The 15,143-nt window shown below is 69.7% G+C and carries 15 protein-coding genes; 11 read left to right on the plus strand and 4 right to left on the minus strand.

What is annotated here, in order from left to right:
* Nucleotides 1-7: 7 nt before the first annotated feature.
* Nucleotides 8-832, plus strand: a complete 825-nt coding sequence (locus I3K84_RS02575) for an HDOD domain-containing protein (protein ID WP_172207080.1) — start codon at nucleotides 8-10, stop codon at nucleotides 830-832.
* Between the two features lie 28 nt (nucleotides 833-860).
* Complete coding sequence (locus I3K84_RS02580; RefSeq protein ID WP_196995447.1) at nucleotides 861-2,006, plus strand: phospholipase; 1,146 nt, start codon at nucleotides 861-863, stop codon at nucleotides 2,004-2,006.
* 30 nt (nucleotides 2,007-2,036) lie between these two features.
* Here the strand turns inward: I3K84_RS02580 and I3K84_RS02585 are convergent, their stop codons facing one another.
* On the minus strand, nucleotides 2,037-3,488 hold the full coding sequence (locus I3K84_RS02585) for a PAS domain-containing protein (protein ID WP_196995448.1): 1,452 nt from the start codon (nucleotides 3,486-3,488) through the stop codon (nucleotides 2,037-2,039).
* 104 nt (nucleotides 3,489-3,592) lie between these two features.
* Nucleotides 3,593-4,729 carry an iron-containing alcohol dehydrogenase gene (locus I3K84_RS02590; RefSeq protein WP_196995449.1) on the minus strand — a complete coding sequence of 379 codons (1,137 nt, stop codon included), beginning with the start codon at nucleotides 4,727-4,729 and terminating at the stop codon, nucleotides 3,593-3,595.
* 62 nt (nucleotides 4,730-4,791) lie between these two features.
* Between I3K84_RS02590 and I3K84_RS02595 the strand changes: the two genes are divergently transcribed.
* The 3 genes from I3K84_RS02595 (at nucleotide 4,792) to I3K84_RS02605 (ending at nucleotide 7,558) form a co-directional block, all read left to right on the plus strand.
* On the plus strand, nucleotides 4,792-5,667 hold the full coding sequence (locus tag I3K84_RS02595) for a 2-keto-4-pentenoate hydratase (RefSeq protein WP_103737939.1): 876 nt from the start codon (nucleotides 4,792-4,794) through the stop codon (nucleotides 5,665-5,667).
* A 79-nt stretch (nucleotides 5,668-5,746) separates the two neighbouring features.
* Nucleotides 5,747-6,673, plus strand: a complete 927-nt coding sequence (locus I3K84_RS02600) for an alpha/beta hydrolase (RefSeq protein ID WP_172209278.1) — start codon at nucleotides 5,747-5,749, stop codon at nucleotides 6,671-6,673.
* Between the two features lie 21 nt (nucleotides 6,674-6,694).
* Complete coding sequence (locus I3K84_RS02605) at nucleotides 6,695-7,558, plus strand: YbgC/FadM family acyl-CoA thioesterase (RefSeq protein ID WP_103737937.1); 864 nt, start codon at nucleotides 6,695-6,697, stop codon at nucleotides 7,556-7,558.
* A gap of 59 nt (nucleotides 7,559-7,617) precedes the next feature.
* Here the strand turns inward: I3K84_RS02605 and I3K84_RS02610 are convergent, their stop codons facing one another.
* Entirely contained in the window at nucleotides 7,618-8,553 is a 936-nt protein-coding gene (locus tag I3K84_RS02610) for a folate-binding protein YgfZ (RefSeq protein ID WP_172207072.1), read from the minus strand.
* Nucleotides 8,554-8,598: 45 nt separating this feature from the next.
* On the opposite strand from I3K84_RS02610, the gene mltG reads away from it, so the two are divergent.
* From mltG to I3K84_RS02640, 6 genes are all read left to right on the plus strand, one after another.
* Nucleotides 8,599-9,600, plus strand: a complete 1,002-nt coding sequence (mltG, locus tag I3K84_RS02615; protein ID WP_231403398.1) for an endolytic transglycosylase MltG — start codon at nucleotides 8,599-8,601, stop codon at nucleotides 9,598-9,600.
* Nucleotides 9,597-10,250, plus strand: a complete 654-nt coding sequence (gene tmk, locus I3K84_RS02620) for a dTMP kinase (protein ID WP_011804987.1) — start codon at nucleotides 9,597-9,599, stop codon at nucleotides 10,248-10,250. The genes mltG and tmk overlap by 4 nt, the downstream gene beginning before the upstream one ends.
* The gene (locus I3K84_RS02625) at nucleotides 10,247-11,242 is read left to right on the plus strand and encodes a DNA polymerase III subunit delta' (RefSeq protein ID WP_088886563.1); all 996 of its coding nucleotides are present in this window, start codon (nucleotides 10,247-10,249) and stop codon (nucleotides 11,240-11,242) included. The genes tmk and I3K84_RS02625 overlap by 4 nt, the downstream gene beginning before the upstream one ends.
* Before the next feature lie 16 nt (nucleotides 11,243-11,258).
* Nucleotides 11,259-11,618 (plus strand): PilZ domain-containing protein, encoded by a 360-nt coding sequence (locus I3K84_RS02630; protein WP_196995451.1) that lies wholly within the window; start codon nucleotides 11,259-11,261, stop codon nucleotides 11,616-11,618.
* Between the two features lie 73 nt (nucleotides 11,619-11,691).
* On the plus strand, nucleotides 11,692-12,501 hold the full coding sequence (locus I3K84_RS02635) for a TatD family hydrolase (protein WP_135149037.1): 810 nt from the start codon (nucleotides 11,692-11,694) through the stop codon (nucleotides 12,499-12,501).
* Nucleotides 12,498-13,184 carry an ankyrin repeat domain-containing protein gene (locus tag I3K84_RS02640; RefSeq protein ID WP_196995452.1) on the plus strand — a complete coding sequence of 229 codons (687 nt, stop codon included), beginning with the start codon at nucleotides 12,498-12,500 and terminating at the stop codon, nucleotides 13,182-13,184. The genes I3K84_RS02635 and I3K84_RS02640 overlap by 4 nt, the downstream gene beginning before the upstream one ends.
* 123 nt (nucleotides 13,185-13,307) lie before the next feature.
* Here the strand turns inward: I3K84_RS02640 and msbA are convergent, their stop codons facing one another.
* Complete coding sequence (gene msbA / locus I3K84_RS02645; protein WP_196995453.1) at nucleotides 13,308-15,092, minus strand: lipid A export permease/ATP-binding protein MsbA; 1,785 nt, start codon at nucleotides 15,090-15,092, stop codon at nucleotides 13,308-13,310.
* Nucleotides 15,093-15,143 lie beyond the last annotated feature (51 nt).

The raw sequence follows: 15,143 nt of genomic DNA on the forward strand, positions 1-15,143 counted from the left end.
CCGATCCATGGAGTTGAACGCACTGCTGGCGCAGCCCATCACGCTGCCCAGCCTGCCACGCGCGGTGGCGCTGCTGATGAACGAGCTGAGCGCGGTCGAGCCCAACCTGCGGCGCCTGAACCAGCTCTTCGGCACCGACCCTGCACTGGCCGCACGCCTGCTGGAAGAGGCGAACACGCCTCCATTCGCCGCGCAGCGCCAGATCGGCGGTATTCCTGAGGCGCTGGCGCTTCTGGGGGTGTCCCAACTGCGCGCGCTGGTGGCGTCCGCGCCGCTGGGGACCACGTCGCGCTCGGTGCCGGGTATGAACCTGCAGCACTTCTGGCGCTACAGCCTGCACACGGCCAAAGTGGCACGCGCGCTCGCCGGGCTCGTGCACCACAACCAGATCGCCGCCTACACGGCCGGCCTGCTGCACGGGGTGGGCGAGCTGGCCATGCACCTGGCCGACGCGGGCCGCATGCAGACCCTCAACAGCCTGGTGGGCCCGCTGGACCTGCGCCGCGCCCGGCTGGAGCAGCACCTGTGCGGCTACTGCTACGCCCATGTGAGCGCGGGGCTGGCCTGGCGCTGGCAGTTGCCCGAGACCGTGGTGGACGCGCTGCGCCACCACCATGCGCCGTTCGACAACGATGTGTACGAGCCGCTGGCGGGCGTGCTGCACCTGGCCGCGTGGCGCGCCCGCGCGCGCGAGGCAGGGCTGGATGCGCGCGACCTGGCGGGGTCTTTCCCCGGCGAAGTCGGCATCCCGCTGGGGTTGGACATCGACATGGTGCTGCAGCAGGACCCGATTGACTGGAAGGTCCGCCCCGACGCGGGCGATTACGTGTGAGCCGGCGCATGCGTGAGGCGGGGGCGTGATGAAGGCGCTGTGCATCCATGCCGGTCCGCAGGCGCTGCGGCACATCGGGCGCCATGGCCTGGCGCCGAGCGACGTGGCCGTGATTCCCGCGGCCGCGGGCGGCCCGAAGGGACTCATCCTCGGCCCGCTGGACCGGTTTGTCTTTGGTGAATGGCTGGCGCAGTCGGCGCAGCCGGTGGACCTGGTGGGCGCCTCCATCGGCGCGTGGCGCATGGCCACGGCGTGCCTGGATAACAGCCTGCCGGCCTTCGAACGGTTGGAGCACGACTACATCCACCAGGAGTACGAGCTGCCCCCCGGCGCGCGCCGCCCCACGGCGGACGCGGTGAGCGCGCAGTTCGGCCAGAACCTGCAGGCCTTTTTTGGCGGCCGTGTGGACACGGTGCTGGGCCATGCGCGCTACCGGTTGCACATCATCGCCGCGCGCGGGCGCCACCTGCTGGCGCGCGAGCACCGCTGGGCCACGCCGCTGGGCTACCTGGGCGCTTTCGCCAGCAATGCGCTGCACCGCCGCGCGCTGGCGCTGTGGCTGGACCGCGTGGTGTTCTCCACCGCTGCGCCGGGCGCGCTGCCGTTTGACGTGCGCGACTTCCGCACCCACCAGGTGGCCTTGACCCCGCAGAACTTCATGCCCGCGCTGCAGGCCAGTTGTTCCATTCCCTTCGTGCTGCGCGCCGTGCACGACATCGCCGGCGCACCGCGCGGCGCCTACTGGGACGGGGGCATCACCGACTACCACCTGCACCTGCGTTATCAGGCGCCAATTGCTATTAAAAATATAGCTGATACCGCTTTACCCGCGGGTGTTGCAGGCCAAAACGGCTTGGAAAGTGCGCCGGGGATCGTGCTGTACCCGCACTTCCAGCACCGCGTGGTACCCGGCTGGCTGGACAAGGGGTTGCCCTGGCGCCACCGCGCCACGCCAGCGCTGGACCGCATGGTGCTGCTGTCGCCCCATCCCGACTGGGTGCGCAGCCTGCCCGGCGGCAAACTGCCGGACCGCACCGATTTCACCCGCTACGGCACCGACACGGCCGCGCGCGCCCGTGCCTGGAGCACCGCAGCGGCGGCGGCGCAGCAGCTGGCGGACGAGTGGGCGCAGTGGCTGCGGCGGCCCGATCCCGCCCGCGTCCAGCCGCTGTGAGCGTGTCCGCCGCGGCGTGCCGCGGCAACGTCACCGGGGGCGAAAGACCAGCACGTGGCCCACGGCGGTGCCGTCGGGCGCGTGCACGGCCGCCACGGAGTAGTCCACCGTGCGCGGCGCACCCGAATGGCAGGCGAGGATCGCGGTGGCCGCGGCGCCCGCGCCATGCGCAGCATGCCCCTGCGCTGCCGCGGCGGGGAGCACGGAGTGCGGTGGCTCCAGGCGAAAGACCTCATCGACGTGGCGGCCGACCGTCTGCCCCTGCGCGAGCCCGATGACCCGCTGGGCCGCGCCGTTGATCGTGCGCACGAGGCCCTGCGCGTCGATGGTGATGACGCCATCGGCCACGGCGTCCAGCGCGGCCTCCGCACACGCACGGTCGGCGCGCTCTGCCTGCAGTGCCTGGGTGTGCTCCGTCATGTCCACCAGCACGCCGATGGTGCCGGCGGGTACGCCGTCGGGCGCGGTGAAGGTGGCGTGGTAGCAGGCCATCTCGTGCGGCACGCCCTGCAGGGGGCGGACGGTGGCCTGCCATCCCGAGGGCCGGTCGGACAGCCGCTGGGCCAGGACGATGGAGGAGTCCACGCCGTCGGCCCAGAGCTGGTCCAGCGTGCCCGCGACGGTGGAAGGGCGGGAGGCATTGAGCAGTTCGCGCCAGGCTTTGTTGGTCTCCAGGTGCGCGCCATCCGCGCCCAGCACGAACAAAGGCAGGGGCAGGGCGTTCACCAGCTGGCGGCGAAAGTGCAGCTGCTCGTTCTGCTGCCGCTGGGTTTCCTGCAGGGACAGCACCAAGGACTGGACCTTGCCCGCCATGTCGTTGAAGGTGTCGGCGATTTCGCGCGCCTCCAGCGTGCCCGTGCGGTGTATGCGCGCGTCCAGGTGGCCTTGCTTGAAGCGCTCCGCCGCGTGCCGCATGCGGTCCAGCATGCGGTCGTTCGCGCGCAGGATCAGGGTCAGCAGGAGCAGGATGGTGAAGATGTTCAGCGCCGTGATGCGCAACTGTGTGGCCATAGCGCTCCAGGCGCGGTCCACGTAGTGCTGGGGCCACAGCGCCAGCGCCAGCTGCCCCGTGCGGCCGTCCGCCAGCCGGTGCGCCACCGTGTGGCGCGGCGTGGGCAGGTCCAGCAGCTGCACGAACCACGGCGGCGCCTTGGTGGGCGGCATCGCGTTGCGCAGGTCGACGGCCGGGCGGAAGGGCAGTTCCCAGCGGATGGACTGGATCGGTGCGTCCGCGACCTGCGCGGCCTGGCGCAGGCGCTCCTGCGCTGCGGCATTGCCGGCAGGCTCGTCCAGCACCTGTAGCACGGCGTACGAGGCTGCCTGCAGCTCCGCGCGCATGCGCAGCTGCGCCTCCTCACGCTCGGCGCCCACCAGCGCGTGGTAGCGCACCAGCGTGACCGCCACCATGATCAGCACAATGGGAACGTACAGGCGCGGGTAGGTGCCTTGCGTCAGCCATTTGGAAAGCGGGTGTGTGCGCATGCGGTACGCGGCCCCGCCGAACGGGCGGAATGCGTGTTAATAAATGTTAAGCGCACCAGTGTAGCGAGGCCGCCGGACGCCTGCTCGGCGGACGCTGCCGCGGGTCAGAGCGACTCGATCAGCATCTCCCGGTAGTCATCTGGCGTGGCCAGGCGGGGATTGGTCTTGTGGCAGTGGTCGGCCAGGGCGCCCTTGATCACGTCGTCGAACACCGCCTCGGTCACGCCCATGGCGGCCAGCCCCGTGGGCAGGCCCAGGCGTGCGCTCATGTCGCGGATGGCATCGGGGATGTCGCTGGCAGAGGCCAGGCCCATGGCATGGGCCATGCGCTCCAGGCGGCGCTCCTTGCGCACCGATTCGGCTTGCGCGTTGAAACGCACCACGGCGGGCAGGAACACGGCGTTCAGCGTGCCGTGGTGCAGGCGCGGGTTCAGCCCGCCCAGGCTGTGGCTCAGGGAGTGCACGCAGCCCAGGCCCTTCTGGAAAGCCATGGCGCCCTGCATGCTGGCGCTCATCATGGCCAGGCGCGCGTCGCGGTCCTGGCCGTCGCGCGTGGCGGTCTCGATATGGTGCCAGCCGCGCTCCAGACCATCGAGCGCAATACCGTCCGCCGGCGGGTTGAACGCGGCAGACATAAAGGTCTCCATGCAGTGCGCGATGGCGTCCATGCCCGTGGCGGCCGTCAGCAGGGGCGGCAGGCCCAGTGTGAGGCCGGGGTCGCAGATGGCGGCCTTGGGCACCAGGTGCCAGGAGTGAAAGCCCAGCTTGCGGTGGTCATCCACGATGATGATGGCGCCGCGCGCCACCTCGCTGCCCGTGCCGCTGGTGGTGGGCACGGCGATCAGCGGCGCGGCGCGCTCGGTGATGCGCGGCGAGCCCCCCTCGATGGTGGCGTAGTGCGTGAGCGGGCCGTCGTGCGTGGCGGCGATGGCAATGCCCTTGGCGCAGTCGATGGCGCTGCCACCGCCCACGGCGATCAGGCCGTCGCAGCCCTGGGCCTTGTAGATTTCCACGGCCGCGCGCACGGCCGCCTCGGTGGGGTTGGAGGGCGTCTGGTCGAACACGGCGACGTTCAGGCCGGGCAGGGCGTCCAGCGCCTGCTGCAGCACGCCGGCGGCCTTCACGCCGGGGTCGGTGACCACCAGGGGGCGGGTGATGCCGATGCGCTCGCATTCTGCTTTGAGCAGGCGCACGGCGCCGAATTCGAACTGGATCTGGGTGACGTAGTAGATGAAAGCCATGGTGTGCGAAAGAGAGGGAGTGCCAGTAGGATCGCCCGACACACTACAACCAGGAGACACGCATGACCATGAAGCAAACCCTCATCGCCCTGGGCGCGGGGGTCGCCTTGGCGACCGGCCTGGGCGCCCAGGCCGAGTGCCTCAGCGACGCTGCGGTGGGGGCGATGGCCTCGCACTACGCCGCCAAGACCCCCGCGCCCAACTTCCCGGCACTGTCAGACGCCGACGGCGCCTGCACCCGCGCCAAGTTCAATGCGCTGCTGGGCGCCCGCCTGGGCAAGGTGGTGGGCTACAAGGCCGGCCTCACCAACCCCGCGGTGCAAAAGCGCTTCAACACCGACAAGCCGGTGTGGGGCAAGCTGTACGAGGGCATGGTGCGCCCCGGCGGCAGCACCGTGCCCGCCGCGTTTGGGGCGCGCCCGCTGTACGAGGCCGACCTGCTGGTGCGCGTGAAGGATGCGGCCATCAACCACGCGCGTACGCCGGAGGAGGTGCTGCAGCACATCGACCAGGTGATCCCCTTCATCGAGCTGCCCGACCTGGTGGTGCAGGCGCCGCCCCAACTCAACGGCGCCGGCGTGGGCGCGATCAACGTGGGCGCGCGCCTGGGCATCGCCGGGCAGCCTATCGCCGTGCCGGCGACGCGCGGCGAGCGCTATGCGCTGCTGGACGCGCTGGAGCGCATGACCGTGCAGCTCACGGACCATTCCGGCGCGCTGCTCGCCAGCGGCAAGGGCAGCGATATCCTCGGGCATCCGCTCAACGCCGTGGTCTGGCTGGCCCAGGCGCTGCAGCAGGAGGAGATCACGCTGCAGCCCGGCGACCTGGTGAGCCTGGGGTCGTTTTCTCCGCTGCTGCCCCCGCGCGCCGGCCTGAGCGTCACGGCAACCTATCTGGGCCTGCCCGGCGCGCAGCCGGTGCAGGTGCACTTCCAATAACCCAAGGACTTTTCCGTTGACGACGCCCGGTTCCGCTTCCCATGTGCCTTCCCCCCACCACGCGCGGCTCACGCCGCAGATGCGCAACGTCATCGACGGCATGGCGCGCGCCGGGCGCCCCCCACTGCACACCCTGAGCCCTGCACAGGCCCGCGCTGCCTATGAACTGGGTGCCGGGGTGCTGGAGCTGCCCAAGGCGGCCTTGCCGCGCGTGGAAGACCTGCGCATCCCCGCACGCGACGGCACCCCGCTGCCCGCGCGCCTGTATGCACCCACGGCCTCTGACGCGCAGGCGCTGCCGTTGCTGCTGTACCTGCACGGTGGCGGCTTCACCATCGGCAGCATTGCCACCCACGACGTGCTGTGCCGCGAGTTGGCGCGGCTGGCCGGCTGCATGGTGGTGTCGCTGGAATACCGGCTCGCGCCCGAGCATCCGTTCCCCACGGCCAGCGACGATGCGTGGGACGCGCTGGCCTGGCTGGCGCAGCACGCCACCACGCTGGGCGCCGACCCGTCGCGCCTGGCGGTGGGCGGCGACAGCGCAGGCGGCACGTTGGCCGCGGTGTGCGCTCTTCAGGCGCGCGATGCCGGGCTGCCCCTGGCGCTGCAGTTGCTCATCTACCCCGGCACCACGGCGCACCAGGACACGCCCTCGCACACCGAGTTCGCGCACGGCCTGGTGCTCGAACGCGCGGCCATTGGCTGGTTTTTCGACCAGTACATCCCCAGCCGCGCCGAGCGCGAGGACTGGCGCTTCGCCCCCTTGCTCGCGCCCGACGCCGAGGGCGTGGCGCCGGCCTGGATCGGTCTGGCCGAGTACGACCCGCTGGTGGACGAGGGCGTGGAGTACGCGGACAAGCTGCGTGCCGCGGGCGTTCCGGTGCAGCTCGAGATCTACCGCGGCGTGACGCACGAATTCATCAAGATGGGTCGCGCCCTTCCCGAGGCGCGCCAGGCCCATGCCGATGCTGCCGCCGCGCTGCGCAGCGCCTTTCAACTCGACTGATCCCTTCGACGGAAACACGCCATGCAACGCTCTGACTTTCGCTGTTTTCACCGCCTGCGCGTGCGCTGGTCAGAGGTGGACATCCAGAAGATCGTCTTCAATGCCCACTACCTCACCTACGCTGATTGCGCCATGACCGAATACTGGCGCGCGCTGGCGTTGCCGTACGAAACCGGCATGCAGGCGCTGGGCGGCGAGGTGTACCTCAAGAAAGCCAGCGTCGAGTACCACGCCTCCGCCCGGCTCGACGACCTGCTGGACGTGGGCATGCGCTGCGCGCGCGTGGGCACCACGTCGCTGGTGTTCGAGGCCAGCATGTTCGCTGGCGATCGGCTGCTGGTGACCGTGGAACTGGTCTATGTGTTTGCCGACCCCGCCACGCAGACCAAGCGCGCCGTGCCGCCCGCGCTGCGCGCGATGATCGAGCACTTCGAGGCCGGCGGCGAGATGGTGGAGCTGCGCATGGGCGACTGGGCCACGCTGGGGCGCGACGCCACGGCGCTGCGCACGGCGGTGTTCGTGCAGGAGCAGGGGATTGCGCCCGAGATCGAGCTGGACGCGCTGGACGCCACCGCCGTGCACGCCGTCGCCTACAACCGCCTGGGTCTGCCCGTGGCGACGGGCCGACTGCTGCAGGATGCGCCGGGCGAGGCGCGCATTGGCCGTATGGCAGTGGACCGCGTGTTGCGCGGCCAGCGTTGGGGCCGCATGGTGCTGGACGCATTGGTGCAGGCGGCGCGCGCGCGCGGCGACGCGCAGGTCACGCTGCATGCCCAGTGCAGCGCCGAGGCGTTCTACCGCCGCGCAGGTTTTGAGGCCGTAGGCCAACCGTATGAGGAGGCGGGCATTGCCCACATCACCATGCGGCGCAGTCTGCAGGGCTGACTGCTTCTTTATTGATAGCTGCTAGCGCTTGTCAAATAAGCGCTAGCGCCTGTTTTTGCTTAAATGTCTTCCAGCAGCGCGTAGGGCAGCGGCAGCAGCGTGAGCGCCACGCCATCCGCTGCGCCCACCTGCAGGGCACCGCTGGTGGCTGCGATCTGCAGCGACACCAGCGCATCCACGCCGCCGGTGGGTGCGGCCGCAACCTGCACCACCGTGCCCACGGGCTGTTCGGCGTCACCGTCGGCAAACACTTCAGCACCCACGGCCACGGCCGACGGAGCGTGCGCCAGGTAAGTGCGCCGCTTGAGCGTGCCGCGGAACTGGCTGCGCGCCACGACCTCCTGGCCGGGGTAGCAGCCCTTCTTGAAGTTCACGCCGCCCACGGACTCATAGTTCAGCATCTGCGGCACGAAGGCCTCGACCACGGGCGCGGTCAGGGTGGCGATACCGCTGCGCACCTCGCTCCACAGCCACAGCGCTTCGGTCAGGGCTGCGCCGGCGGGCGCAGCGCTGCCAGCGGGCGCTACCCACAGCGCGCGCGGCTGCCCTTCGGCGGGGTAGAGCTGCACCACGCTGGCATCCCCCACATCGGCCTTGGCCCAGGGCTCGCCAGCGGGTAGCACGGCGCGGGCGGCGTCGCCCAGCAGGCCGTACAGCGCAAAGTCGCCGGTGGCATCGGTCAGCTTGGCCTTGGCGCGCATCACGAACATCGACAGGCGCTTGAGCGCGGGCGCCAGCAGGTCGCGGGCGCAGACCAGTAGTACCTCGGCCTCGCTGCGCTTGAAGGCGATGAAGCTGGCCTGCATGCGGCCTTTGACGGTCAGGAACGCCGCCAGGCGGGCGTGGTGCAGATCCAGCAGCGCGAAGTCCTGCGTCAGCTGGCCGTGCAGGAACTTGGCGGCGTCTTCACCGGCCACGCGGATCACGCCAAGGTGGGACAGGGGGACTACGCCGTCCGCAGGCAGGGACGGGGGCACTGGCATGGAGTCGGTCATGGCTGAATTATGATGCCCGGCTTCTTTCATACAGGCTGCAGGGTTGTGCGTCGTTTCCTCGCATTGGTGTTGCTCATCGTGATCGCCGTGGGCGCTGTGGCCGCCTGGTGGCTGCAGGCGCCGTTGCCGGTGCGCGCGGACGTGCCCGCCGGCCAGCCGCTGGAGCTGGAGATCGAGTCTGGCACCACGCCACGCAGCGTGGCCCGCGCGGTGGTGCGGTCGGGCATGGCCACGGATGCAGACGTGCTGTTCCTGTGGTTCCGGTTGTCGGGCAAGGACCGCGAGATCAAGGCCGGCAACTACGAGATTCCCCAGGGCACCAGCCCCTACGCGCTGCTGCAGAAGCTGGTGCGCGGCGAGGAGGCATTGCGCGCCGTCACGCTGGTGGAAGGCTGGACCTTTCGCCAGGTGCGCCAGGCGCTGGCGCGGGCCGAGCAGCTCAAGCCCGACACCCAGGGCCTGAGCGACGCGGACATCATGGAGCGCCTGGGCCGCGCGGGCGTGCCGGCGGAGGGGCGCTTCTTTCCCGACACCTACACCTATGCCAAGGGCAGCAGCGACATTGCCGTGCTGCGTCGCGCGCTGCACGCCATGGACCGGCGCCTGGACGCGGCCTGGGCGCAGCGCGCGCCGGACACGCCGCTCCAATCCGCCGACCAGGCGCTGATCCTGGCGAGCATCGTCGAGAAGGAAACCGGCCGCGCCGAAGACCGCGCGCAGATCGCCGGCGTGTTCAGCAACCGCCTGCGCGTGGGCATGCTGCTGCAGACCGACCCCACGGTGATCTACGGCCTGGGTGAGAAGTTCGACGGCAATCTGCGCCGCCGTGACCTGACCGCCGACACCCCCTACAACACCTACACACGTGCGGGCCTGCCGCCCACGCCGATTGCCATGCCCGGCAAGGCGGCGCTGTTGGCCGCGGTGCAGCCCGCGCCCACCAAGGCGCTGTACTTCGTGGCGCGCGGCGACGGTTCCAGCCACTTCAGCAGCACGCTCCAAGACCACAACCGTGCGGTGAACCGCTACCAACGCGGCCAGAAATGACCAACGGCGCATTCATCACCTTCGAGGGCATCGACGGCGCGGGCAAGTCCTCGCACATCGACGCGTTGGCCCAGGCGCTGCGCGCTGCGGGGCATACCGTGGCCCTGACGCGCGAGCCCGGCGGCACACCGCTGGCCGAGAAGCTGCGCGAGATGCTGCTGCACGACAGCATGGACGCGCTGACCGAAGCGCTGCTGGTGTTCGCCGCGCGGCGCGACCATCTGCGCTGCGTGATCGAGCCGGCGCTGGCACGCGGCGAAGTGGTGTTGTGCGATCGCTTCACCGATGCCACCTTTGCCTACCAGGGCGCAGGGCGCGGCTTCGATCTGGAGGTGCTATCGTATATGGAGCGCCTTGCGCAGACTGGTGTTGGTCTGCAGCCCGATTTGATGCGAAATCCGGACCTCACGCTGTGGTTCGACGTACCACCTGAGGTGGCCGCGCAGCGCTTGTCCGCCGCGCGCGCGCCCGACCGCTTCGAGTCGCAGCCCGTGGAGTTCTTCACCCGCGTGGCGCGCGGCTATGCCGACCGCGCCGCGGGAGCGCCACAGCGCTTTGCGCGAATCGACTCGTCGCAGCCGCGCGAGCAGGTTGCCGCGCAGCTGCGTGCCGTAGTGGCCGCACGCGGCTGGCTGGCGCAGACGCCATGAGTGCGGTCGCCCCCTGGATCGCCGCGCAGCGCCAGGCGCTGCTGGCCCAGCGCGGCCACGCGTGGCTGCTGCAGGGCCCGTCCGGCCTGGGCCAGTACACGCTGGCGCTGGAGCTGGTGCGCGCCTGGCTGTGCGATGCGCCCACCGCGCACGGCGCCTGCGGCCAGTGCGCCAGCTGCCATGGCATCGATGTGCATACGCATGCCGACCTGTGCGTGCTCATGCCCGAAACGCAGGCGCTGGCCCTGGGCTGGCCGCTGCCCGAGAAGGCGCAGGCCGAGATCGAGGACAAGAAGCGCAAGGCCAGCCGCGAGATCCGCGTCGAGGCCATGCGCGACGCGGTGGAGTTCGCTCAGCGCACCAGCGGGCGCGGCCGCGGAAAGGCCGTGCTGGTCTACCCGGCAGAGCAGATGAACCATGTGACGGCCAACGCGCTGCTCAAGACACTGGAGGAGCCTCCGGGCGACGTGCGCTTTGTGCTGGCCACCGAGGCCGCGCACGAACTGCTGCCCACCATCCGCAGCCGCTGCCTGGGGCACACCCTGCAGTGGCCCGATCCGGCCCAAAGCCAGCAATGGCTGGTAGAGCAGGGCGTGCCCGCGGACGCGGCCGAGGCCCTGCTGCGCGCCGCCGGCGGCCGGCCTGACGACGCACTGGCCCTGGCGCGTGCGGGCCGAAGCCCGCAGACCTGGGCGCTGCTGCCCAAGGCCGTGGCGCGCGGCGACGTGTCGGCGCTGGCCGGGCTGGAACCCGCACAGGCCGTAGATGCCTTGCAAAAGCTCTGCCACGATCTGCTGGCGCAACGCGTGGGTGCACAGCCGCGCTATTTCTCGCCCGCCGACTTGCCCGCGCCGCCCGGCGTGGGGCCGCTCACGCGCTGGTCGCGCGCCCTCGCCAAGGAGGCGCGCACGGCCGAGCACCCCTTCAACGCCGGCCTGATGCTGGAGTCGCTTGTGGCGCAGGCGCGCCACACACTAAACTCGCGCCATTGAAAGCCTTCTACGACCTATGAGCAGTCCCTCCACAGCGCCGCGCCCCAGCGTCATGCAGCTGAACATCAAGGAAAAGGCCGCGCTGTACGCGGCCTATATCCCGTTCTTTGAAGAGGGCGGCATCTTCGTGCCCACGGCGCGCGAATACAAGCTCGGCGATGATGTGTACGTGCTGCTCACGCTGCCCGACGACCCGCAGCGCTACCCCGTGGCCGGCCGCGTGGCCTGGGTGACACCCGCGCGCGTCGCGGGCAACCGCACGCAGGGCGTGGGCATCCAGTTCCCCAAGGACGAGAAGTCGCGCCAGCTCAAGCACAAGATCGAGGAAGTGCTGGGCACGGCCCTGGCGTCTGAACGGCCTACGCAGACCATCTAAGGGCAACCCTTCGCGGGCCCCGCAGGATGCCGACCGCGCCCGCCGGTCGGCATTTTTGTTTTTCGAGACCACCATGTTTGTCGATTCCCACTGCCACCTGAACTTTCCCGAACTCATCAGCCAGTTGCCGCAGATCCGCCAGGCCATGGCCGAGGCGCAGGTGGACCGCGCGCTGTGCATCTGCACCACGATGGAGGAGTTCTCCGCCGTGCACGCGCTGGCGACCGGCCATGACAACTTCTGGGCCACGGTCGGCGTGCACCCGGACAACGAAGGCGTGGCCGAGCCCTCCGTGCAGGACCTGCTGGAGCGCGCAGCGCTGCCGCGCGTGGTGGCCATCGGGGAGACGGGGCTGGACTACTACGGCATGGACGACCGCAAGGGCGGCCGCAGCATCGCCGACCTGGAGTGGCAGCGCGAGCGCTTTCGCACGCACATCCGCGCTGCGCGCGCGGCGGCCAAGCCGCTGGTGATCCACACGCGCAGCGCTTCGCAGGACACCCTGGCCATCCTGCGCGAAGAGGGCGAGGACGGTGCGGGCAACCGTGCGGGCGGCGTGTTCCACTGCTTCACCGAAACCGCCGAGGTGGCCCGCGCGGCGCTGGACCTGGGCTACTACATCTCGTTCTCGGGCATCGTCACGTTCAAGAACGCGCAGGACCTGCGCGACGTGGCCGCCTTTGTGCCCATGGACCGCCTGCTCATCGAGACCGACAGCCCGTATCTGGCGCCGGTGCCTTACCGGGGCAAGACCAACAACCCGTCTTACGTGCCCTACGTCGCCCAGCAGCTGGCACAGGTGAAGGGGCTGAGCGTCCAGCAGGTGGCCGAGGCAACCAGCCGTAACTTCGAGCAACTTTTCTTGAGCAAGGAGGCAGTATGAAGAGCCTGTTGCAGCGTCGCAGCGCCCTGGCGTGGCTCGCCGTGGTTGCCGCCGGCACCGTGGGGCCGGCACATGCCGGCGCGTACGACGATTTCCTGCGTGCCATCGCGCGCGACGATGCCGCCACGGTGGCTTCGCTGCTGCGCCGCGGGTTTGACCCCAACGCGCGCGATCCCAAGGGGCAGCCCGCGCTGATCCTGGCCCTGCGCGAGGAAGCGCGGCAGGTGGCCGAGGTGCTGATCGCCGCCAAGGGGCTGAAGGTGGAGGAGCGCAATGCCAAGGACGAAAGCGCGCTGATGATGGCCGCGTTGCGCGGCAATCTGCCCGCTGCGCGCGGCCTGATCGCGCGCGAGGCGGACGTCAACAAGACCGGCTGGGCGCCGCTGCACTATGCCGCCGCGAGCACCACGGCCGATGCCGCGGCCATGGTGGCGCTGTTGCTGGAGCATCACGCCTACATCGACGCCGCATCGCCCAACGGCACCACGCCGCTGATGATGGCCGTGCGCTACGGCACGGCGGATGCGGCGCGCCTGCTGATCAGCGAGGGGGCCGATCCATCGCTGAAGAACCAACTAGGCCTGTCGGCCGTGGATTTCGCCATGCGCGCCGACCGGCAGGACATGGTGCAACTGGTGGCCGAGGCCGTACGCCGCCGCCAGCCGGACCGCGGGAAATGGTAGCCCCCTGGGCGCGTACGCTATGAATAACGGAGCTGCTGGCGCTTGTCAGCTGGCAGTTGTAGACCAAAAGAGTGCCGAATCGCTTACAGGGTAAGCGCAAGCAGCTATTGTTTTTGGTAGGCGTCACGCGCCGCCATGTGCGCGCAGGCGCGCGTACAGGCCGCCCCGGGTCAGCAGCTCCGCGTGGGGGCCCTGCTCGACGATGCGCCCTTGCTCCATGACCACCACGCGGTCCGCGTGTTCGATGGTGGAGAGGCGGTGGGCAATCACCAGCGTGGTGCGCCCTTGCATGAGACGCTGCAGGGCCTGCTGTACCAGGCGTTCGGATTCGGTATCCAGTGCCGAGGTGGCCTCGTCGAGGATGAGCACCGGAGCGTCGCGGTAGAGCGCCCGCGCGATGGCCAGCCGCTGCCGCTGTCCGCCCGACAGCTGCGTCGCGTTGTGTCCCACCACGGTGTGCATACCCTGCGGGAGGCTGGCCACGTACTCGGCGAGGTTCGCTGCGTCCAGACAGTGCTGCACACGTTGCTCGTCCACGGCAGCGCCCAGCGCCACGTTGGCGGCGACGCTGTCGTTGAACATCACCACGTCCTGGCTCACCATCGCAAATTGCGCGCGCAGGCTGGGCAACGCCCACTGGTCGGTCGCCACGCCGTCCAGTAGCACCTGACCGCTGCTGGGGCTGAGAAAGCGCGGCAGCAGGTTCACCAGCGTGGTCTTGCCGGCACCGGAGGGGCCGACGAACGCCACCACTTCGCCCGGGCGGATGTCCAGGTTCACGGCGTCCAGTGCGGGCGCCTGGTCGGGCCGGAAGGACACGGTCACGTTGCGCAGGGCAATTGCCCCCTGGGCGCGCTGCGCGGTGTGCGTGCCGCCTGTCTCGGCCGGCGCCTCGTGCAGCAGGGCCAGGCCCCGCTCCAGCGCCGCCACGCCGCGCGTGATGGGGTTGGCGATGTCGGCCATGCGGCGGATGGGCGCTATCAACATCAGCATCGCCGCGATGAACGAGGCGAAACCGCCCACGGTCACGTCCTTGGCACCGTTGCCATGGCTTTGCCACAGGGCGATGCAGATCACGGTGGACAGCGCGCCCGCGGACAGCAGCTGCGTGGTGGGCGTCATGGCGGCCGAGGCGATCGTGGATTTGATGGCCAGGCGGCGCAGGCGCTGGCTCAGCGTGTCAAAGCGCGCGGCCTGCTCGGCCTGGGCGCCGTGCAGGCGTACCACACGGTGGGCCAGTACGTTCTCTTCGACCACATAGGCCAGGTCGTCGGTGGCCTGCTGGCTGCTTTTAGTGATCTTGTACAGGCGCCGCGAGAGCGTCTTCATCACCCAGGCCACCCCCGGCACCAGCACGGCCACGATCAGCGTGAGTTGCCAGTTCAGGTAGATGAGATAACCCAGCAGGGCGACCAGCGTGAAACCGTCGCGCGACAGGCCCAGCAGCGCCTGGACCAGCGAGGTGAACCCGGTCTGCACCTCATACACCACGGTGTTGGACAGTGCGCTGGCCGACTGGCGATGGAAAAGCCCCATGTCCGCTGCCAGCAGCCGCTCGAACAGCGCCGTGCGCAGGCGCAGCATGCCCTCGTTGGCGATGCGCGTGAGGGCATACTGTCCCGTGAACTGGGCCAGCCCACGCACCAGGAAGACGCCGATGATGGCCACGGGAACCATCCACAGCTCCAGCGATCCTTCTGTAAAGCCCTGGTCCAGCAATGGTTTGAGAAGCGCGGGAATCAATGGCTCGGTAGCGGCCGCGACGATCGTCGCCAACACCGCCATGGTCCATGCCAGCCGCTGGTGGCCGAAGTACGGATGGAGCCTGCGCAACCGCTCCCACAGCGAAAGAGACTGCGGAGCTTGCTGCAAAGTGGTCTTTGGCGCGCTATGATTCGAATCTTGCATGAGGGGCGGATTCTACGTTTCGGCTATTGCAGACCGGCACAGTTTGTCACA

Source organism: Diaphorobacter sp. JS3051 (assembly GCF_015832135.1).
Classification (GTDB): Bacteria; Pseudomonadota; Gammaproteobacteria; order Burkholderiales; family Burkholderiaceae_C; genus Diaphorobacter; species Diaphorobacter nitroreducens.